Source organism: Nocardia sp. NPDC046473, assembly GCF_040645995.1.
Lineage (GTDB): Bacteria > Actinomycetota > Actinomycetes > Mycobacteriales > Mycobacteriaceae > Nocardia.
In genome coordinates this window covers 162,434-181,389 of sequence record NZ_JBEYZJ010000002.1, presented here as the reverse complement: position 1 = coordinate 181,389, position 18,956 = coordinate 162,434, and the positions used below count along the sequence as shown (strand labels likewise).

General features: G+C 67.8%; 19 protein-coding genes. 8 read left to right on the top strand and 11 right to left on the bottom strand.

Annotated elements, in window-relative coordinates; genetic code table 11:
- Positions 1 to 47: 47 nt before the first annotated feature.
- The 5 genes from ABZ942_RS06325 to ABZ942_RS06305 are packed head-to-tail and all read right to left on the bottom strand — an operon-like array spanning position 48 to position 5,714.
- Entirely contained in the window at positions 48 to 1,103 is a 1,056-nt protein-coding gene (locus tag ABZ942_RS06325; RefSeq protein ID WP_357379683.1) for an acyl-CoA dehydrogenase family protein, read from the bottom strand.
- Positions 1,100 to 2,107, bottom strand: coding sequence for an acyl-CoA dehydrogenase family protein (locus ABZ942_RS06320; RefSeq protein WP_357379682.1), 1,008 nt, complete (start codon positions 2,105 to 2,107; stop codon positions 1,100 to 1,102). Before ABZ942_RS06320 ends, ABZ942_RS06325 begins: the two co-directional genes overlap by 4 nt.
- Positions 2,104 to 3,279, bottom strand: coding sequence for an acyl-CoA dehydrogenase family protein (locus tag ABZ942_RS06315; RefSeq protein ID WP_357379681.1), 1,176 nt, complete (start codon positions 3,277 to 3,279; stop codon positions 2,104 to 2,106). Before ABZ942_RS06315 ends, ABZ942_RS06320 begins: the two co-directional genes overlap by 4 nt.
- The gene (locus tag ABZ942_RS06310) at positions 3,280 to 4,161 is read right to left on the bottom strand and encodes an enoyl-CoA hydratase (protein ID WP_357379680.1); all 882 of its coding nucleotides are present in this window, start codon (positions 4,159 to 4,161) and stop codon (positions 3,280 to 3,282) included. It lies immediately after the preceding gene.
- Entirely contained in the window at positions 4,161 to 5,714 is a 1,554-nt protein-coding gene (locus ABZ942_RS06305; protein ID WP_357379679.1) for a FadD3 family acyl-CoA ligase, read from the bottom strand. Before ABZ942_RS06305 ends, ABZ942_RS06310 begins: the two co-directional genes overlap by 1 nt.
- A gap of 78 nt (positions 5,715 to 5,792) precedes the next feature.
- Here ABZ942_RS06305 and ABZ942_RS06300 point away from each other — a divergent pair, with 78 nt between their 5' ends.
- Complete coding sequence (locus tag ABZ942_RS06300) at positions 5,793 to 7,007, top strand: acyl-CoA dehydrogenase family protein (protein WP_357379678.1); 1,215 nt, start codon at positions 5,793 to 5,795, stop codon at positions 7,005 to 7,007.
- Positions 7,004 to 7,798 (top strand): SDR family oxidoreductase, encoded by a 795-nt coding sequence (locus ABZ942_RS06295; protein ID WP_357379677.1) that lies wholly within the window; start codon positions 7,004 to 7,006, stop codon positions 7,796 to 7,798. The genes ABZ942_RS06300 and ABZ942_RS06295 overlap by 4 nt, the downstream gene beginning before the upstream one ends.
- 6 nt (positions 7,799 to 7,804) lie before the next feature.
- Here ABZ942_RS06295 and ABZ942_RS06290 read toward each other — a convergent pair whose 3' ends face one another.
- On the bottom strand, positions 7,805 to 8,257 hold the full coding sequence (locus ABZ942_RS06290) for a hypothetical protein (protein WP_357379676.1): 453 nt from the start codon (positions 8,255 to 8,257) through the stop codon (positions 7,805 to 7,807).
- 396 nt (positions 8,258 to 8,653) lie between these two features.
- Here ABZ942_RS06290 and ABZ942_RS06285 point away from each other — a divergent pair, with 396 nt between their 5' ends.
- From ABZ942_RS06285 to ABZ942_RS06275, 3 genes are all read left to right on the top strand, one after another.
- A complete protein-coding gene (locus tag ABZ942_RS06285) occupies positions 8,654 to 9,382 on the top strand; it encodes a hypothetical protein (protein WP_357379675.1) in 729 nt (242 codons plus the stop codon).
- An 84-nt stretch (positions 9,383 to 9,466) separates the two neighbouring features.
- On the top strand, positions 9,467 to 10,090 hold the full coding sequence (locus tag ABZ942_RS06280; protein ID WP_357379674.1) for a TetR/AcrR family transcriptional regulator: 624 nt from the start codon (positions 9,467 to 9,469) through the stop codon (positions 10,088 to 10,090).
- A gap of 48 nt (positions 10,091 to 10,138) precedes the next feature.
- Entirely contained in the window at positions 10,139 to 11,293 is a 1,155-nt protein-coding gene (locus ABZ942_RS06275; protein WP_357380334.1) for an acetyl-CoA C-acetyltransferase, read from the top strand.
- Between the two features lies 1 nt (position 11,294).
- Here ABZ942_RS06275 and ABZ942_RS06270 read toward each other — a convergent pair whose 3' ends face one another.
- Complete coding sequence (locus ABZ942_RS06270; protein WP_357379673.1) at positions 11,295 to 12,173, bottom strand: LysR family transcriptional regulator; 879 nt, start codon at positions 12,171 to 12,173, stop codon at positions 11,295 to 11,297.
- 222 nt (positions 12,174 to 12,395) lie between these two features.
- Here ABZ942_RS06270 and ABZ942_RS06265 point away from each other — a divergent pair, with 222 nt between their 5' ends.
- Genes ABZ942_RS06265 through ABZ942_RS06255 form a run of 3 tightly spaced genes read left to right on the top strand, consistent with a single transcriptional unit; the run spans position 12,396 to position 15,700 of the window.
- The gene (locus ABZ942_RS06265) at positions 12,396 to 13,310 is read left to right on the top strand and encodes a hypothetical protein (protein ID WP_357379672.1); all 915 of its coding nucleotides are present in this window, start codon (positions 12,396 to 12,398) and stop codon (positions 13,308 to 13,310) included.
- Positions 13,307 to 14,215, top strand: a complete 909-nt coding sequence (locus ABZ942_RS06260; RefSeq protein ID WP_357379671.1) for a 3-hydroxyacyl-CoA dehydrogenase NAD-binding domain-containing protein — start codon at positions 13,307 to 13,309, stop codon at positions 14,213 to 14,215. Before ABZ942_RS06265 ends, ABZ942_RS06260 begins: the two co-directional genes overlap by 4 nt.
- A 12-nt stretch (positions 14,216 to 14,227) precedes the next feature.
- Positions 14,228 to 15,700, top strand: coding sequence for a CoA transferase (locus ABZ942_RS06255; RefSeq protein ID WP_357379670.1), 1,473 nt, complete (start codon positions 14,228 to 14,230; stop codon positions 15,698 to 15,700).
- Here ABZ942_RS06255 and ABZ942_RS06250 read toward each other — a convergent pair whose 3' ends face one another.
- The 4 genes from ABZ942_RS06250 to ipdA form a co-directional block, all read right to left on the bottom strand.
- Positions 15,701 to 16,030 carry a heavy metal-binding domain-containing protein gene (locus tag ABZ942_RS06250; RefSeq protein WP_357380333.1) on the bottom strand — a complete coding sequence of 110 codons (330 nt, stop codon included), beginning with the start codon at positions 16,028 to 16,030 and terminating at the stop codon, positions 15,701 to 15,703.
- Positions 16,031 to 16,249: 219 nt separating this feature from the next.
- Positions 16,250 to 17,311, bottom strand: coding sequence for a nitronate monooxygenase (locus ABZ942_RS06245; protein ID WP_357379669.1), 1,062 nt, complete (start codon positions 17,309 to 17,311; stop codon positions 16,250 to 16,252).
- Entirely contained in the window at positions 17,308 to 18,066 is a 759-nt protein-coding gene (locus tag ABZ942_RS06240; RefSeq protein ID WP_357379668.1) for a CoA-transferase, read from the bottom strand. Before ABZ942_RS06240 ends, ABZ942_RS06245 begins: the two co-directional genes overlap by 4 nt.
- On the bottom strand, positions 18,063 to 18,947 hold the full coding sequence (gene ipdA / locus ABZ942_RS06235; RefSeq protein WP_357379667.1) for a cholesterol ring-cleaving hydrolase subunit IpdA: 885 nt from the start codon (positions 18,945 to 18,947) through the stop codon (positions 18,063 to 18,065). The genes ABZ942_RS06240 and ipdA overlap by 4 nt, the downstream gene beginning before the upstream one ends.
- Between the last annotated feature and the right edge of the window lie 9 nt (positions 18,948 to 18,956).

The following is an 18,956-nucleotide window of genomic DNA, read 5'->3' as shown; positions in this document are numbered from 1 at the left end:
CGAAAGCCCCGGCACGCGGGAGCGTACCGGGGCTTTGAACTGGGCTTTCAGGAACTATGCGCGACTGGGCGGCGGGGGGTGCCGAAGAGGTGGGCGTCGGCGTGGGCGCGTTTGAAGAAGAGGTGGGCGTCGTGCTCCCAGGTGATGGCTATGCCGCCGTGGAGTTGGATGGTTTCGGCGGTGATGGTGGTGAGGGCTTCGGTGCAGTGCAGGCTGGCGGTCCAGACGTCTTCGGGGGCGGTGGGGGTGTCTTCGGCTACCGCGAGGGTGGCGGCGGCGGAGGCTGACTTGGCCGATTCGAGGAGGACGTACAGGTCGGCCATGCGGTGTTTGAGGGCTTGGAAGCTGCCGATGGGGCGGCCGAATTGAACTCGGGACTTGGTGTAGTCGACGGTCATCTGCAAGCAGTGGTCGGCGGCGCCCACCTGTTCGGCTGCGATTGCGGCCCAGGCGATTTCGCGCAAGCGGGCGATGGCCGGTGCGGGGTCGGCGGCGCCGAGGCGGCGGGCTTCGGCGGCGGTGAAGGTGATTTCGGTCAGTTTGCGAGTGGGGTCCATGGTGGGCAGGACGCGCCGCGCGACCCCCGTCGTGGTGGGGTCTACTTCGAAGAAGCCGGTCTCGGTGACCACGATCAGGGTGTCGGCGATGTGGCCGTCAAGCACGTAAACGGCAGTGCCGGAGAGCTTTCCGGCCGTCTCATGGACTCCTGGCTCGTCCCAACCTTTTTCGCCCGCCCAGCACACCGCGAGCGTGCGGGCGCCTTCGGCGACCTCGGGGAGCAGTCGAGCGCAAGCCTCCGTGTCGGCGGAGAGCAGCAAGGCTTGTACGCCGAGGACGGCGGACCCGAGCATCGGGACGCCGGCGAGAGTGCGGCCGAGTTCGCCTACCACGAGTAGGGATTCGACCAGGCTCGCGCCGATGCCGCCGTATTCCTCGGGGATGGCCAGCGCCGCGACGCCGATCTGTTCGCACAGTCGCTGCCACAGTGCCTGGTCGTAGCCGAGTTCGGTGTCCATCGCCGTACGCACCGCCGCCGATCCGGCGTGCTTGGTGAGCAGTGCACGCACCGAGGCGGTGAATTCCTGATGTTCGGTGGTCGTCATGCGGTCCCTCGTAGTTGCCGCGCGGCGTCGTCGCGGAGCGAGTCGGCGATCCGGGCTCGGTGCAGATCCGGTGTGCCCCAGGCGGTTCGGAGCGCGGTGACCTTGGTCAGCCACAGTGACAGGTCGTATTCGGCGGTGTAGCCGATCGCGCCGTGCACCTGCAGGGCCGCCCTGGCCGCCCGGTAAGCCGCGTCACCGCAGGCGATCACGGCGGCCGAGACATCGCGGCTGCGCGTCGCGTCACCCATGGTGAGCGCGGCGCGGTAGAGCAGCGGTTCGGCCAGATCCAGCCCGATCAGCACGTCGGCGAGCTTCTGTTTGACGGCCTGGAATTCGCCGATCGGCTTGCCGAACTGCTTGCGCTGCTTGGCATATCCGGTGGTGGAATCCAGCAGCGCACGCCCGGCGCCGAGTAGCTGTGCCGCACAGGCGAGCGCGCCGGTGTCGAACCCGGTGGCAATGGCGTCGGCGACGTCATCGGCGATCGACTCGTCGGCCGCCACGGCGAACAGTCGGCGCGCCGGATCGATCGACCGCACCAGCCCGGTCCGGTGACCGGTGTGCAGCTGACCGCCGTCCGCGATCAGCACGACCTCCGCACTGTCAGCGTCGAGCGCCACACCGTTATGGAACGCAACGGTGCCCATCTCGGTGCCTTCGGCGAAGCCGGGAAGCCAGCGTGCGGCCAGACTCGTGTCCGGAAGTGCTTGCAGCAGTGCCGGTATCGCGGCAGCCGTCTCCACCAGTGGACCGGGCGCGGCGGCCCGGCCGAGCTCGACGAACGCCACCACCAGATCGATGGGTTCGGCCCCGACACCGCCGTGTTCGTCATCGATGGCCAGACCGAGCACACCGGCACCCGCCAGCTGACGGATCAGGCTGCGCCCCGGGCGTGGATCACCGGTCGCCCAGCCGCGCACCGCGGCGGGCGTGCGACCCGCGTCGAGCAGCTTGCGCACGCTGGTGCCGAAGTCGAGTTGTTCGGGACTGAGTGCGAATCTCATCGGCTGCTCCCTCTGTGCTTACCCGCCCCGCCGGCTGCCGACCCCTTAGGTAGTCCGAGCAGCCGCTCGGCGATGATGTTGCGCTGAATCTCGTTGGTGCCCGCGTAGATCGGGCCGGACAGCGAGAACAGATAGCCGTCGGTCCACGGCCCGGACCGCTCGGCGGTCGCGCCGAGCACATCCAGCGCGGTCTCGTGCATGGCGATATCGAGCTCGGACCAGAACACCTTGGTGATCGAGGATTCCGCGCCCAGCTTGCCGCCCTCGTTCAGTCGGGTCACCGTGCCGAAGGTGTGCAGCCGGTACGCCTCGCTGCCGATCCAGGCGTCCACCACGGCATCTCGCTGCCCGGTGTTGGTCTCGTCGCCGGTCTCGAGCCACAGATCGATCAACCGCTGGGCCGTCGCGCTGAACCGCCCCGGGCTGCGCAGTGACAGTCCGCGCTCATTGCTGGAGGTGCTCATCGCCACGAGCCAGCCCTCGCCGGCCGCGCCGATCACGTCGCGATCAGGCACGAACACCTCGTCGAGGAAGATCTCCGCGAAGCCGGGTTCGCCGTCCAGCTGCGGAATCGGCCGTACCGAAACACCATCCGCGGACAGCGGGAACATCACATAGGTCAGCCCTTTGTGGCGCTCCGCCTCGGGATCGCTGCGGAACAGGCCGAAGGCCCAGTCCGCGTAGGCCGCTCGCGAACTCCACGTCTTCTGCCCGCTGAGCAGCCAGCCGCCATTGGTGCGCCGCGCGGTCGAGCGGATGCCCGCGAGATCGCTCCCCGCCTCCGGCTCCGACCAGGCCTGGGCCCAGATGTCCTCACCACGCGCCATCCGGGGCATGATCCGGTCGAGCTGTTCCGGTGTACCGTGCTCGAAAAGCGTTGGCGCCAGCAGGAAGATGCCGTTCTGACTCACCCGCCCCGGCGCCCCTGCGGCGTAGTACTCCTGCTCGAACAGCACCCACTCCAGCAGCGAGGCCTCCCGGCCGCCGTACTTCTCGGGCCACGCGACGACCGACAGCCGAGCATCGGCGAGCGTGCGCTCCCAGGCGCGATGCGCCTCGAATCCGGCCTCGGTGTCCATCGAGGGCAGTGGCTGCGCAGGCTTGTTGGCAGCCAGGAACTCTCGGACCTCGGCCTGGAATTCCTGGGTCGCCTGGTCGATATCGAGATCCACTTACGACGCCCCGTTCTCGCCGGTCGAGGTCGCCTTGGCCTTCATCGTTTTGGCGTTCATGCCGCCCAGCGAGTCGGCGCCGACCTCGGCGTTGTGCGCGTGCGCGAAGTGATGCAGCCCGAACACCGAATCCATCCCGTTGCGCATGCCCATCTGATCCTCGGCCTGATTCACCGCCTTCTTCGTCAGCGCGAGCCCGAATTGCGGCATGGCGCCGATCTTTTCGGCCAGCGCGAGCGTCTCGGCCGCCAACTCGGCACGCGGCACCACCCGGTTGACCATGCCCCACTCCTTGGCCTGCGCCGCACCGAACCGATCGCCGGTGAACAGGAACTCCTTCGCGGCGCGCGGCCCCATCACCCACGGGTGCGCGAAGTATTCGACGCCCGGAATGCCCATCCGCACAACGGGATCGGAGAAGAACGCGTCGTCGGAGGCGATGATCAGGTCGCAGACCCAGGCCAGCATGAGCCCGCCCGCGATGCACGCGCCCTGCACCATGGCGATGGTCGGCTTGGGAATCTCGCGCCAGCGCCGGCACATGCCGAGGTAGACCTCGAGCTCCCGCGCGAAACGCTGATCGCCGCCGACCTTGTCGACGTGGTCCCACCACAGCGCGGCCTTGTTCGGGTAGTGAATGTGATGATCGCGCCCCGGCGTGCCGATATCGTGCCCGGCGCTGAAGTGTTTTCCGTTGCCCGCCAACACGATCACGCCGACTTCGGGATCCTCGACGGCCCGCACGAAGGCGGCGTCGAGCGCGTAGGTCATCACCGAGTTCTGCGCGTTGCGGTAGTCCGGCCGGTTCAGCGTGACGATCGCCGTGCGACCACGCACCTCGTATGTGACGACGTCACCCTCGTCCGGGATCGGTTCCGACATTACGAAATCTCCTCACGTAGTTGACGCTTGAGCACTTTCCCGGCGGCGCTGTAGGGCAGCTGATCGCGGAATTCGATGAACCGCGGCACCTTGAAGTTGGCCAGCACGGTGGTGGCGTGGGCGAGCACCTGATCCTCGGTGAGCTGCGCGCCCGCCTTGCGAACCACGAAGGCCTTGCCCACCTCGCCCATTCGGGTATCGGGCACCCCGATCACCGCGGATTCGGCGATGCCGTCCAGCCGCGCGAGCGCCTGCTCGATCTCGGCCGGGTACACGTTGAACCCGCCGGAGATGTACATGTCCTTGAGCCGGTCGGTGATCTTCAGGTAGCCGCGCTCGTCCACCGTGCCGACGTCGCCGGTGTGCAGCCAGCCGTCGGAATCGATGGTCTCGGCGGTACTTTCGGGATCGTCGAGGTAGCCGAGCATCACGTTCGGCCCGCGCAGCAGCACCTCACCGTTGGGCGCGAGCCGCAGTTCGAAGTCGGCGATCGGGCGACCGCAGGTGCCCGCGATGGTCTCGGCATCGTCGTCCGCGCGGCACATGGTGCCGAACCCGGACGCCTCGGACAGCCCGTAACCGGTGATGACGACGTCGAAGTCGAGCTCCGAGCGCATCCGCTCGACCAGCACCACCGGCACAGTCGCCGCCCCGGTCACCGCGACCCGCAACGTGCTGAGGTCGAAGTCGCCGCGGTTCGGGAAGTCGAGAATCGTCTGATAGATCGTCGGCGGCCCGGGGAGCACGGTGATCTTCTCCTCGCTCACCAGCCGCATCGTGGCGGGCACGTCGAACACCGCCTGCGGGACGATCGCGGCCCCGGTGACCAGGCAGGCGAGGATGCCCGCCTTGTAGCCGAAGTTGTGGAAGAACGGGCTCACCACCAGATACCGGTCGGCGCCGTCGAGCGTCGTGCACTCCGCCCACGCCCGCACCACCGACAGCGCCTGCCGATGCGCCACCACGGTGCCCTTGCTGCGGCCGGTGGTGCCGGAGGTGAACAGGATGTCGGCGGTGTCCTCGGGACTGACCGCCGCCGCGCGCTCCTCGGCCTCGGCCGGTGTGGCCTTTTCGGCGACGCCCGCGAGCTCGGACCAGTCGAACGCGGTCTCGTCGCTGGTCTCGGAGCCCGGCTCGACCGGGATGACGACCACCGTCTCGATATCGAGTTCCGGTGCGGCAGCGCGTAATTCGGCCAGCCGATCACGGCCGAGGAAGGTGCCCGCGATGAACAACGCCCGCGCGTCGACCCGGACCAGCACATCGGCTGCCTCATCGGCGACATAGCGGGTGTTCAACGGCACCAGCGACGCACCGACGTAATGCGCGGCGAGCGCCGCGACGACCCAGTGATGGGTGTTGGGCGCCCACATCGCCACCCGGTCGCCCGACTGCACGCCCCGTGCGATGAGCGCTCGCGCCACCTCCTGGACCGCCGCGAGCAGCTCGGTCCAGTCCAGCCGCACCGGGCCGTCGGCCAGGGCGGGAGCGGTACCGAACGTGCGCGCGGCATGCTGCAGCGCCAGCGGTGTCGTCAGTGCAGGGGTTGTCACGGTTGTCCTTACCGTCCGTGTCGGGGCACTTATGCAAGCGCCCTACAAAGCAAGTGCTTGGTAGGTTATCCTACCGGCGTGGGTGCGATCCAGACCTCAGAATCCGACACCGCCGAGCCGGGCGGGCGGTTTTCCGCGACGCAAGACGCGCAATTCGCCGCCGACGTGCGCGAGTGGCTGGCGGAAAACCTGAACGGCGAATTCCGCGAGCTGCGCGGGCTCGGCGGACCAGGCCGCGAACACGAGGCCTTCGAGGAGCGCCTCGCCTGGGACCGGCACCTGGCGGCGGCGGGCTGGACCTGCCTCGGCTGGCCCAAGGAGTACGGCGGCCGCGAGGCGACCGTGCGCCAGCAGGTGATCTTCCACGAGGAGTACGCGAAAGCGAACGCGCCGTCGCGGGTTTCGCACGTCGGCGAGGAACTGCTCGGGCCGACCGTGCTCGCCTTCGGTACCCCGGCGCAGAAGGAGCGCTTCCTGCCCGGCATCCGCACGGTGACCGAGCTGTGGTGTCAGGGCTATTCCGAGCCGGGCGCCGGCTCGGATCTGGCCGCGATCACCACTGCGGCCCAGCTCGACGGCGACGAATGGTCGATCAACGGCCAGAAGATCTGGACCTCGCTGGCCCACCTCGCCGACTGGTGCTTCGTGATCGCGCGCACCGAGCGCGGCTCGGTCCGCCACAAGGGCCTGTCCTACCTGCTGGTTCCGATGCGTCAGCCGGGTATCGACGTGCGCCCGATCGTCCAGCTGACCGGCACCTCGGAATTCAACGAGGTCTTTTTCGACAACGCGCGCACCGCAGCGGACCTGGTGATCGGCGCGCCGGGCGACGGCTGGCGCATCGCCATGGGCACACTGACCTTCGAGCGCGGCATCTCCACGCTCGGCCAGCAGATCAGGTTCGCCAGGGAGCTCGCCAACGTCGAGGCGCTGGCCCGCCGCACCGGCGCCGCCGCCGACCCGCTCATCGCCGATCGGATCGACCGGGCCTGGGTCGGCCTGCGGGTGTTGCGCGCCCACGCGATTCGCACCATGGAGGGCGCGGGCGTCGACGACGGCGGCCAGGCTTCGGTCGCAAAACTGTTGTGGGCCAACTGGCATCGCGGCCTCGGCGAGCTCGCGATGGCCGTGCTCGGCCCCGCGGGCCTGGTGGCCGAGGCGGACGATCTGAACGAATGGCAGCGGCTCTACCTGTTCACCCGCGCCGACACGATCTACGGAGGTTCGAACGAAGTGCAGCGCAACATCATTGCCGAGCGCGTGCTCGGCCTGCCGCGGGAGGCTCGACCGTGACCGATCTTTCTGTTGCGCCACAGCCCGTCCCGGGACACGGACTGCTGACCGGACGCACCGCCGTCATCACCGCCGCGGCGGGCACCGGCATCGGCTCGGCCACCGCGCGCAGGCTGCTCGCCGAGGGCGCCGACGTGGTCGTCTCCGATTGGCATGAGCGACGATTGGCCGAGACCGCCGCCGAGCTCACGGCCGAGTTCCCGGCGCGCAAGGTCGCCTCGATCGCCTGCGATGTGCAGAGCACCGAGCAGGTCAACGCACTGGTGCGCGGCGCGGCGGCGGCGGTCGGCCGGATCGACATCATGGTCAACAACGCCGGACTCGGCGGCGAGACCCCGGTGGTCGATATGACCGACGAGCAGTGGGATCGCGTCCTCGATATCACCCTCAACGGCACCTTCCGCTGCACCCGCGCCGCGCTCGGCTACTTCCGCGACGCGGGCCACGGCGGCGTGATCGTCAACAACGCCAGCGTGCTCGGCTGGCGCGCGCAGCACGGGCAGGCGCACTACGCCGCCGCCAAGGCGGGCGTGATGGCGCTGACGCGGTGCAGTGCCGTCGAGGCCGCCGAACTCGGCGTGCGGATCAACGCGGTCGCCCCGAGCATCGCCAGGCACGCCTTCCTGGACAAGGTCAGCTCGACCGAGCTGCTCGATCGATTGTCCGAGCGCGAAGCCTTCGGCCGGGCCGCCGAGCCGTGGGAGGTCGCGGCCACCATCGCCATGCTGGCCAGCGATTACACGTCCTATCTGACCGGCGAGGTCGTCTCGGTCAGTAGCCAACGCGCCTGAGCCGGTTCAGTTTCCGTAGTCCGGCATGATCCATTGGCCGTGCGCGGGCGCGGGGGCCGACGCGGCGTCCATCGTGAAGGTCACCTCGACGTGGCCGGGTCCCGGATACAACCGGGGCTCGGCTCCGTAGTGGTGATAGCCCGGTCCGGCGATTTCCTGACTGATCGAGCCACTGCGCCCGTTGTCGGTGTTGGTCCAGTTGGCCGTGATGGTCGCCCGGCAGTCCCCGACGCCCCACAGTGCGGCCTGGAAGTTGAACAGGGCAGCACCGCCCGGCAGACCGCCGTGGCCGATGCTCGGGTCGATCCGGCCGACGCACAGCCCGGAGCGGGCCACGGTGAAAATCGTGTCCCAGGATTCCCCAGCTGGTGCTGCTGAGGCTGGTGTCGCGGTGGCGAGCACCGGCACCGCGGCCAATGCGGCGACCGCGAGGAGTCGTGCGGTGGTGGCGATAGGCATGAGTATCCCTTCGTGTCGAACTCGATCGATGATCCGGATGGGTGATTTCGCGGGCGTCGAGTCGGTATCGCGTTGTCGAGTGCCGCTCCGCGATCTTCGCGCATTACCGGTGCCGCGCACCGGAAGTTTCGGCGATCTGTCGTAGCGCGCAACATTTTTCGCAATCGGTTGCGCCAATCTCGTTCGCGTTGCCGGTCGTTGGCTGCGATAGGCGTCCGGTAGCGGACAGCAGACTGGACGGATGGCGGGTCGCGCCAGAGTGCGATCGCCTTCCAGCTTCCCGCGCATATCGAGCAAATGGGCGGCTGATCAGGTAGAAAAGGTCGCGCCAGATGTCCCCGGGGTGTGCGATGCTGGTTGAGATCGGATCCCGCACTCTCCAAAGGGGCGATGGCTATGGGCCTGGATAGCCCAGCTGCCCGCGAACAACTGGAACTCGAATTGGTGCGCGAAGTGGTGCTGGCCAGGCGCAGGCTGGACAGCATGGTGCTCGCCGCGCTAACACTCGGCGCCGAATTGATGGAGCATGCCTCCGAATGTGCGACCGCGATGCGCGCGGCGCAGATTCTCGAGCAATACGCCGTCGACGAGCGCGAGGTGACGCGCGACCCGCGGGCGGCGCTGCGCGCGGATATGGCGCGAGATCGGGAGCGGGCCAAGCAGATCGGGCTCGGCTCCGATCGGGCGGAGTCCGAGCAGGACCGGCGCAGGCATCGGCAGTCCGCGCTGCTGTGCGAGGTGCGCGCGGACCTGCTCGACGTGGTGGCCAAGTGCCGGAAGTTCCGGTTCGACCGGGTGGCCTTCGACGAAGAGATCGCCCAGGGCCTCTGCGCCGCCACCGACAAGCTGGTCGTCGGCGCGGACATGGACACCTACCAGGCGTGGCAGCGCGGCATGGTGCTCAAGCTGATCGAAGAGCCGATGGCCTACGGACCGCCGCGGGTGATGGCGACGGTGGACGCCGGTCCCGGGCGCGGCCAGCTCACCGTCGAGTGGGACAGCTGCGAACGCCGGCTCGCCTTGGTGGCGCGGATGGCGCGAGCGGGCATCGAGCCCGTGGTGATCTGCGACCGGCTACTAGCCGATCTATCGGTGTCCTCACCACTGCGATATTCGGTGCGCTGAAACCCCCTCGAACACAACCTGTCCACCGCCGCTCGCTCGATTGATCGCGCGCCGCCCTGTACCAAGCAAATGCTTGGTTGTATTATGGCCGATGTGACCGCACCCGAGGCTTCCAAATCAGCACGGCGCAATGAACTGCTCACGCTCGCGGCCGAACTGTTCGCCGAACGCGGCCTGCGCGCCACCACCGTGCGCGATATCGCCGACGCGGCCGGAATTCTATCGGGGAGCCTCTACCACCACTTCGATTCCAAGGAGTCGATGGTCGACGAGATCCTGCGCGGCTTCCTCGACGAGCTGTTCGGGCACTACCGGGAGATCGTCGGTGCCGGACTCAGTCCGCGAGACACCTTGGAAGCCTTGGTGATCGCGTCCTACCAGTCGTTCGATCGCCATCACGCCGCCGTCGCGATCTACCAGGCCGAGGCCAAGCGGCTGCGCACCGCAGAGCGGTTCACCTACATCGCCGACTACAACCGCGAGTTCCGCGAGCTCTGGCATCGGGTGCTGACCAACGGCGTGACCGACGGCAGCTTCCGGCCGGAGATCGACGTCGAACTGGCCTACCGATTCCTGCGCGACACCGTGTGGGTCGCGGTTCGTTGGTATCAGCCCGGCGGCCCCATCACCGTCGACAACCTCGCCAAGCAGTACCTGACCATCGTGCTCGACGGCCTCACGCTTTCCGGGGACGAACAAACCACGTAGGAGTTCCAGATGTCAGCACCATCCGCACCACGCCGCCCCTACACCCCGCTGCGGGACGCCTACGTGATCGACGCGGTGCGCACCCCGGTCGGCAAGCGCGGCGGCGCACTGGCCGCCGTGCACCCCGCCGATCTCGGCGCGGCGGCGTTGCGCGGGCTGTTGGACCGCAACACGATCGACCCGGGCAACGTCGACGACGTGATCGTCGGCTGCGTCGACAATGTCGGCCCGCAGGCCGGAAACGTCGGCCGCACCGCGTGGTTGGCCGCGGGCTATCCGGAAGAGGTGCCCGGCGTCACCGTCGATCGGCAATGCGGATCCAGCCAGCAGGCCATCAATTTCGGCGCGCAGGCCATCATGAGCGGCACCGCCGAGGTGATCGTCGCGGGCGGGCTGCAGAACATGAGCGCCATCCCGATCTCGGCCGCCATGTTCGCGGGCAAGGAGTACGGATTCGACTCGCCGTTCGTCGGTTCCGAGGGCTGGGACCACCGCTACGGCACCGCCGAGGTCACCCAGTTCCGGGCCGCTCAGCTGATCGCCGAGAAGTGGAACATCAGCCGAGAAGACATGGAGCGCTGGGCTTTGCGCAGCCACGAGCGGGCGCGCGATGCGATCAAGAACGGCCGCTTCGACAAGGAGATCGTGCCGGTCGGCGACTTCTGGATCGATCAGGGGCCGCGCGAGACCAGCCTGGAGAAGATGGCGTCGCTGCCGCCGCTGGCCGAGGGGAGCCCGCTGACCGCGGCCGTCGCGAGTCAGATCTCCGACGGCGCCAGCGCCACCCTGCTCGCCTCCGAATGGGCCGTCGAGGCCTACGGATTGACGCCGCGGGCCCGCATCCATCACGTCAGCGCGCGCGGCGCCGACCCGATCTTCATGCTCACCGCGCCGATCCCGGCGACCAAGTGGGCCCTGGAAAAGACCGGCCTCACCATCGATGACATGGACGTGGTGGAGATCAACGAGGCCTTCGCCCCGGTCGTACTGGCCTGGCTGAAGGAAACCGGCGCGGACCCGGAGCGCGTCAACGTCAACGGCGGCGCCATCGCCCTCGGCCACCCCCTCGGCGCCACCGGCGCAAAGCTTTTCGCCTCCCTGCTCAACGAACTCGAGCGCATCAACGGCCGCTACGGCCTACTCACCATCTGCGAAGGCGGCGGCACCGCCAACGTGACCATCATCGAGCGGCTCGACCGGTGAACTAGCCGGGCAGGCGCGCGGCGAGGTCGGCGGCCAGTTGGGTGAAGCGGGGGTCGTTGGTGCGCCAGAGTAGGGCGGTGCTCACGTTGAGGTTGAGGTCTTCGACGGGGAGGAAGCGGAATTCGGCTCGGTCGACGGCGTGCAGGCCTTCGGAGTCGAAGGGGGCGACGATGAAGCCTTGGGTTTGGCGCAGCATCATCAGCATGCCGTCGAGGGTTTTGAAGCGGCCGCGGCCTTCGCTGATGCCCGCGCCGGACAGGGCGGCCTTGGCGCGGTCGCCTAGGGCCAGTTCCCAATGTTTGGGGCCTTGGATGTGGGTGAAGCCGCGTAAGTCGGCCACCCGCACCGAGGTTCGGCCCTCGAACAGGGTGGCATCGACCAGAACGCCGATCGGTTCGGTGGCGATGACGACGGATTCGACGCCCGATCCGGAGGCGGGGATGTGCGACAGGGCGAGATCGATGTGGTTGCTGCGCAGGCTCGCCCCGATGTCGGCGGAGCGCATCTGCTCCAGCGCGAAGGTGTAGTCGGCGGCGAGGTCGGTCATCGCGGCGGTGAGCCGATGGCTGATGTCGGTGCCGAGCAGTTCAGGGATGGCGAAGCGCACGTCGATCGTGTGATCGTTCGGGGCGGTCAGTCGGCCGGGTAGCGCGTCGAAGTCGGTGATGATCGAGAGGGCCAGCGGCACCAGTCGTTCGCCGGTCGGGGTCAGCCGGACGTGGCGGGTGGAGCGTTCGAACAGGGCCGCGCCGAGTTCGGTTTCGAGGGCTTTGATGCGTTGGCTCAACGGCGGGACCGACATCTGCAATGCCTGCGCCGCCTTGGTGAAATTCAGCTCTCGGGCGACGGTCAGGAAGTAACGCAGATGGTAGATCTCCATTTGCGACATGGTAACTATCTGACTCGGTCGTACTCCGGTTGACCGCCCCGGACATTTGCGGCAATTCGCCTCTGCAATAAAATCCCAGCTAGACGCCGTTCCTGATTGTTATCGGCGTGGACATAGTGACACTGTGGAACATGGTAATTCCGTTAGCTGATCTATCGAATTAGCGTGGAAGCCGACCCGCTCGAGTAGGCGGTCACACCATGGAGGTGCCTCGTGTTCCAGGCGTTATTGGTACTCAACCCGGCAAGCCGCAGTATCGCCCGCATCGACCTGACCGACGCGTCCGTGACGACGGTGGTCAGCGATGTCGGCGCGGTTCCCGACGGCATCGTCTATGACGAGACCGCCGGGCGCATCTACTGGACCAACATGGGCGCGCCCGATTTCGATCCGGCCCTGCCGCTCGACGATAACAACTACGACTTCTCGCCGAAGAACGGTTCGATCGAGTCCGTCGCGCTCGACGGCACGGATCGCAGGCAGGTCCTCCCGGTCGGTGCGCTGACCACCGGCAAGCAACTCGACGCCGATTTCGTTGCCGGACAACTCTATTGGAGTGACCGCGAAGGCCGCCGAGTCAGCCGCGTCGGCGTCGACGGCACCGGATTGACCGATCTGGTGGTCAATCCCGCGACCGGAGACCAGGCCGATGAATGCGTCGGCATCGCCGTCGACCCGGCCGGGAACGCGCTGTACTGGACCCAGAAAGGTCCCGCCAAGGGCGGACGAGGCCGCATCTTCCGCGCGAATCTCGTTATGCCAGAGGGACAGACGGCCGCAGCCCGCACCGATATCGAGGTGCTGTGGAACCACCTGCCCGAGCCGATCGATCTCTGGCTCGACACCACCAACGGCTACCTCTACTGGACCGACCGCGGCGCCGAGCCCGCGGGCAACACCCTCAATCGCGCGCCGATTCCAGCGCGCGGCGAGCCCGGCGGGGATCCGGAAATCCTCGCTCGCGGCTTCGCCGAGGCCGTCGGCCTCGCCGTCGATCTCGAGGCGGGCCTGGCCTATGTCGCCGACCTCGGCGGCAGCGTCCGCGCTGTGGCCTTGGACGGCACCTCTGACAGCGTCATCGCGAAATTCGAGGGTCAGTCATTGACCGGAATCGTAGGTGTCCAATGAGTACTCAGCGCACGATGGCCGTGGTCGGCGCCGGCGTCATCGGTCTGTCCTGGGCCCGGCTGGCCCGCCGGCACGGCTGGCGGGTGACGATCACCGACCCGCGTCCCGACCTCGGCGAGCTCGTCGAGTCCGCATTCGGCACCGACGACCGCGTGTCCTGGACCGCGGACCTGGCCGAGGCGGTGAAAGGCGCCGACCTGGTCCAGGAAAACGGCCCGGAGCGGCTGCCCGTCAAGCAACAGATCTTCGCCGAAATCCTGCGCGCCGCACCCGCCGACGCCGTGCTGGCCACCTCGAGCTCATCGATCACCGCGACCCTGATCGCGGCCGATCTGGACAACGCGGGCCGCATCCTGGTCGGGCACCCCTTCAATCCGCCGGAGCTCATGCCGCTCGTAGAAGTGTTGCCCGGCAAGAAGACCGACGAATCGACCGTCGACCGCGCCGTCGCGCTCTACACCGAGCTCGACCGCGTCCCGGTCGTGATCCGCAAGGAACTCCCCGGGTTCGTGGCCAACCGGCTGCAGAAGGTGCTGAGCACCGAGGCCACCTATCTGGTGCAGTCCGGCGTGGTCAGCGTCGAGGAGCTCGACACCATCCTGCAGAACTCGATCGGCCTGCGCTGGGCCACCATCGGCCTCTTCGAGGGCAACGTCTTGGGCGGCGGGCCCGGTGGTGCACGGCATCTGTTCGCCGGTGTCGGCGCGGAAGTCGGCAAGATCGAGCCGGGCCAGCCGTCGTCGGACCCGGCGGCGATGGCGGCAATGATCGAAAACATCGAGGGCACTTACGGTTCCGGCGAACAGAACTACCAGCGCTTGGTCGACAAACGAGATCGGCGCACAAACGCGGTACTCGAAGCGTTGGCGAAGGTCGACGACGTCTACACCAGCCCGAGAGTCTGAGAGGTCTCAGCCATGCTCACTCAACGTCTGAAGAACGCGCTACACAACAAGAACCAGCCGGTCGATCCGCACGCCGAATTGCAGGAAGTGCTCGGCGGCGTCGGTCTCGCTGCCGAGGACTCGGGCGGCAAGATCGCCTTCGTCGGTGCCGACCCGATCGTGCCGAGCACGCTGAGCCTGGCCTCGGCGCCCGGCATCGCGCTCGTCGGCAAGTCGGTCGGCATGGCCAAGCTGTGGCAGCTGCGCGGCGGCCCCGGACAGGACATCAGCATGGATCTACGTAAGGCGCCGCACCGGCTGTGTCCCTTCTACGACGCCAAATGGGAGATGCTCAACGGCGAGCTGCCGCAGCCGATGGACCCGGCGGCGGTTGCCACGCCGCAGTTCTTCCGCACCGCCGACGACCGCCACGTGATGACGGTGCCGGTCTATCCCCAGTTGAAGTCCGATCTGCTGGAGCTGCTCGGTGCCACCGACAGCGCCGAATCCGTTGCCCGTCAAGTGCGTACCTGGAATTCCACCGATCTGGAGGTCGCTGCCGCCGCCGCAGGCGTAGTGCTGACCAAAGCGCTCAGCCTGGACGAGCTGATGGCCGAACGACAGTTCACCGAGGTGCTGGCGAATATGCCGCTGATCGCGGTCGAGAAGATCGGCGACAGCGATCCCGAGCCGCTGCCGGCCGGTGGCACCGCGCCGCTGGACGGCCTCCGGGCACTCGGCCACGCGCACATCATCGCCGGGGCCGGGATCGGCCGCACCCTCGCCCTGCACGGCGCCGACGTGCTCAACATCTGGCGTGCGCGGGAAGTGGAACTCGATACGCTCTATCGCACCGCCAACGTCGGCGTGCGCTCCTCGTTCCTCGACTTCGACACCGCCGACGACGTGAAAAAGATGCGAGAACTGTTGCAGGGAGCCGATATCTTCTATGCCAACCGGCGGGTGGGCTATCTCGACCGGCACGGGCTCTCGCCTGCCGAAGCCGCCGAGATCCGGCCCGGCATCATCCACGTCAGCAATTCGCTCTTCGGGCAGGCCGGGCCGTGGGCCGATCGCGTCGGCTTCGATCAGAACGCCGGCGTCGCGACCGGGATGACCCTCCTGGAGGGCAGTCCGGACGCACCGCGGCTGCCGATCCTCGGGGTGGTGAACGACTGGATCATGCCGTGGCTGTCCACCATCGGCATCGCCGCCGCGTTGCAGCGTCGAGCCGAGCAGGGCGGCAGCTATCGGGTGCACGTGAGCCTGTCCCGCGTCGCGCTCTGGACGTTGAGCCTGGGCATCTTCGACAAGGATTACGTCGCGGCCACACTCGACTCCGACGACGACCACCGCTACCTCGACCCGGACATCTTCACCATGGACGGCCCCGCGGGGAGGTACCAGGGCGTCACCGAGCAGGTGCAGATGTCGCAGACACCTGGCCAGTACCGGTTCGGCCTGGCACCCCGCGGCTCCAGCCGCCCGGAATGGCGGGCCGCGTAACTATGCCTTCTCGGCAGGTTTGAGCAGCACCGCCGTTCCGTAGGCGGCGACCTCGCTCATGGTGTTGGCGATCTCGTTGCAGTCGAAGCGCATGGCGAGGATGCCGTTGGCGCCGAAGGACATGGCGTGCTGGCACATTCGCATGATCGCTTCGTGGCGGGACTGGTAGAGCAGCTGGGTGTATTCGGTGATCTCGCCACCGCCGAGCGAGCGGAAGCCCGCGGCGAGGTTGGAGCCGATGCCGCGGCTGCGGACGGTCAGGCCCGCCACTTCGCCGAACACCCGGACGACCTCGTGGCCTGGCACGTCGTTCATGGTGGAGACCAGGATCGGGAACTGCGGTGCGGGCTGCTGTTGCGGCGGCTGCTGCTGGTAGCCCTGTTGCGGCGGCTGCTGGTATCCGGGCTGCTGCTGATAGTTCTGTTGTTGCGGGGGCATCGGCTGGTTCATGAGCCGGATCGTACGGGCACGGCGACCTGCGTGGCGACCGCAGTTCGCTGAGCGAAATGCCCCGCTCCCTCGCGGGTGCGGGGCATTCGCAGCGCGGGCTCAGAGGTTCTTCTGCAGCGCTTCGATCCGGGCGATCGCGTCGGCGACAATGCGATCGATGAGCTCCTGACAGGTGGGCAGGTCCTCGATGATGCCGGTGACCTGACCGGCGGCCAGCACCCCGGCCTGGGTGTTGCCCTCGACCAGGCCGGCGCGCAACAACATCGGCGTATTGGCGGCCATCACGACCTGAGACCAGGTGAGGTCCTTGGTCTTTCGCATGGTCAGCCCGTCGCGCACCAGGGTGGACCACTTCATGCCGGTCATGTTCTTGAACTTGGCGGCATTGGCCACCGCGGCGGCCAGCCCGCGGGTGCGGCCCGAATGTTCCAGGCGCTGCACCAGTTCGGTGTTCAGCACCCGGTGCGGCATGCCGTCCACCCTGGTGGAAACGACCGTGTCCTGCAGTTGCCTGCGCAGGTACTCCTGCTTGACGGCCTCGGGCACGGTGCTCTCCTGGGTGAGCAGGAAGCGGGTGCCCATCGCGACGCCCGCCGCACCGTAGGCCAGCGCCGCGGCCAGGCCGCGACCGTCGAAGAAGCCGCCCGCGGCGACCACCGGGATATCGACCGCGTCCAGCACCGACGGCAGCAGCAGGGTGGTGGCCACCGGACCGGTGTGCCCGCCGCCCTCGCCGCCCTGCACGATCACCGCGTCGGCGCCCCAGGACGCGACCTTCACCGCGTGCTTGGCCGCGCCGATCGACGGAATCACCACCACGCCTGCATCTTTCAGCTTGGCGATGAGATCCTGCTTGGGCGCGAGCGCGAACGATGCGACTGCCACCTTTTCCCGGATCAGCAGATCGATGCGTTCGGGCGCGTCCGAGGCGTCGGCGCGGATGTTCACGCCGAACGGTTTGCCGGTGTGCGCCTTGGTTTTCGCGATCGCCGCTTCGAGCTCCGGATAGGTCATGGTGGCCGAGGCGAGGATACCGAGACCGCCCGCCTCGGCGGTGGCCGCGACCAGGCTCGGGCCGGCCACCCAGCCCATGCCGGTCTGCACGACGGGATGTTCGACGCCGACCAGCTCGGTCAGCGGTGTCCGCAGCCGACCGGTCATGAGGGCACCTCGGTGTCGCGAATCTTCTTGGGATCCAGCACGTCCCGAATCAACCGCAGTTCCTCGGCGGTGGGCAGCCGGGATTCCCCGGCCTCGGCCAGTCCGTGGACCTCGAACGAGGTGTTCTCGGCGACCTCGGCGGCGGTGACGCCGGGATGCAGGCTGCGGGCGCGCATGGTGTGCTCGGGTCCCTCGAAGTCGAAGACGCCGAGGTTGGTGACCACCCGGTGCAGATGGTGGAAGCGGAAGGCCGGGTTGGCCGGGTCGACCTTGTCGTAGCCGACGCCGGAGACGATGTCGACCCGATCGGTGAACACCCGGTTGGTGTGCCGCGAAACCCAGTAGCTGGTCGCGTGATTGATCGTGTTGCCCGGTGCGCCACGGACGCCGAACATCTGCCGGGTCGGTTGCTGCAGCGTGCCGAACGCCGACAGATTCTGATTGCCGTACCGGTCGATCTGGTTGGCGCCCATCACCACGTGCCGCCGGCCGGAGGCGACCACGTCGAAGACGCGGCGGAACGGAATCCAGCCCTCGATCGGCGCCTTGCCGCCCAGCGGGGGAGTGTCGGCGAACAACAGCGCCTCGCCGTCGGAGAGCAGCAGGTCCGGTTCGGTGGTCAGCTTGGCGAGACGGGCGCCGATGATCGACATCGGCGACATCGGGCTGGCCATGATTTCGCCTGCGCCACTGAAGATCTCCGCGCAGGCAACCGCGCAGACCTCGGCGCGGGTAATGGTTTCGGTACTCGTCATCGCGAACCCTCCTGTGCGAACTCGCGCACGGCCGCCTGGTACTCGTCCTCGGAGACGGCCAGATACTTGTCGACGAACTGCTGCCACGCCTCGGGCGTCTTCGCCGACTGCACGTAGTGCTTCTGGAACTTCTCGTCCCGGCCGTAGCTGTCCCCGGCCAGGGTGAAGTGCGCGCCGTTGGGCGCCTCGACGACGCCGTCGACCATCATCCGGTTGAGCAGCAGCGATTGCAGCGGAACGGTTTTCACCAGCTCGTCGGTCTCGACGATCCGCTCGACCGACACGTAGCGTCGTTCGGCCGCCAGGCAGTACAGGTCATCGAAGTACGGATCGACACCGGTGTAGGCGGCATTGCCGTGCCGGTCACCGATGTTCAGATGCACCAGCGCCGCATCGAGATTCAGCGCTGGCATCGCGATGAGCGTCTCGGTCTGCCCATCGGCGTCCGGGTAAGGCGAAGCGACCGTGCGCAATTCACCGTCCCAGAAGTTCGGCACGTCCGAGCCGAGCCCGGCCCGGATCGGCAGGAACGGCAGCCGCGCCGCGGCCGCCTCCAGGCCGCACTTGAGCATGCCCTCGTCCATCTCGCGCGCCGCCAGCGCGCCCGAGGTCCTGGCGTGCGCGAACCACGGATCGTAGAACGGCGCGGAATCCAGCGACACGAAGCCGTAGTACGCCTTGCGTACCTTGCCCGCCGAACACAACAGCCCCAGATCCGGTCCGCCGTAACTGACCACCGTCAGATCGGTGATATCCGACCGCAGGATGGCCCGAACCAGCGCCATCGGCTTGCGCCGTGAGCCCCAGCCGCCGATCCCGATGGTCATTCCACTGCGCAACTCGCCGACGACCTCGTCGAGCGACATTCGCTTGTCTCGCATGACTGTTCA

Bases quoted from the DNA above. Each gene is read 5' to 3' on its own strand.
- ABZ942_RS06260 (WP_357379671.1), top strand. From the start codon at position 13,307: ATGAGTACTCAGCGCACGATGGCCGTGGTCGGCGCCGGCGTCATCGGT.
- ABZ942_RS06290 (WP_357379676.1), bottom strand. From the start codon at position 8,257: ATGCCTATCGCCACCACCGCACGACTCCTCGCGGTCGCCGCATTGGCC.
- ABZ942_RS06280 (WP_357379674.1), top strand. From the start codon at position 9,467: ATGGCCGATGTGACCGCACCCGAGGCTTCCAAATCAGCACGGCGCAAT.
- ABZ942_RS06270 (WP_357379673.1), bottom strand. From the start codon at position 12,173: ATGGAGATCTACCATCTGCGTTACTTCCTGACCGTCGCCCGAGAGCTG.
- ABZ942_RS06285 (WP_357379675.1), top strand. From the start codon at position 8,654: ATGGGCCTGGATAGCCCAGCTGCCCGCGAACAACTGGAACTCGAATTG.
- ABZ942_RS06320 (WP_357379682.1), bottom strand. From the start codon at position 2,107: ATGAGATTCGCACTCAGTCCCGAACAACTCGACTTCGGCACCAGCGTG.
- ABZ942_RS06325 (WP_357379683.1), bottom strand. From the start codon at position 1,103: ATGACGACCACCGAACATCAGGAATTCACCGCCTCGGTGCGTGCACTG.
- ABZ942_RS06240 (WP_357379668.1), bottom strand. From the start codon at position 18,066: ATGACGAGTACCGAAACCATTACCCGCGCCGAGGTCTGCGCGGTTGCC.
- ipdA (WP_357379667.1), bottom strand. From the start codon at position 18,947: ATGCGAGACAAGCGAATGTCGCTCGACGAGGTCGTCGGCGAGTTGCGC.
- ABZ942_RS06245 (WP_357379669.1), bottom strand. From the start codon at position 17,311: ATGACCGGTCGGCTGCGGACACCGCTGACCGAGCTGGTCGGCGTCGAA.
- ABZ942_RS06310 (WP_357379680.1), bottom strand. From the start codon at position 4,161: ATGTCGGAACCGATCCCGGACGAGGGTGACGTCGTCACATACGAGGTG.
- ABZ942_RS06255 (WP_357379670.1), top strand. From the start codon at position 14,228: ATGCTCACTCAACGTCTGAAGAACGCGCTACACAACAAGAACCAGCCG.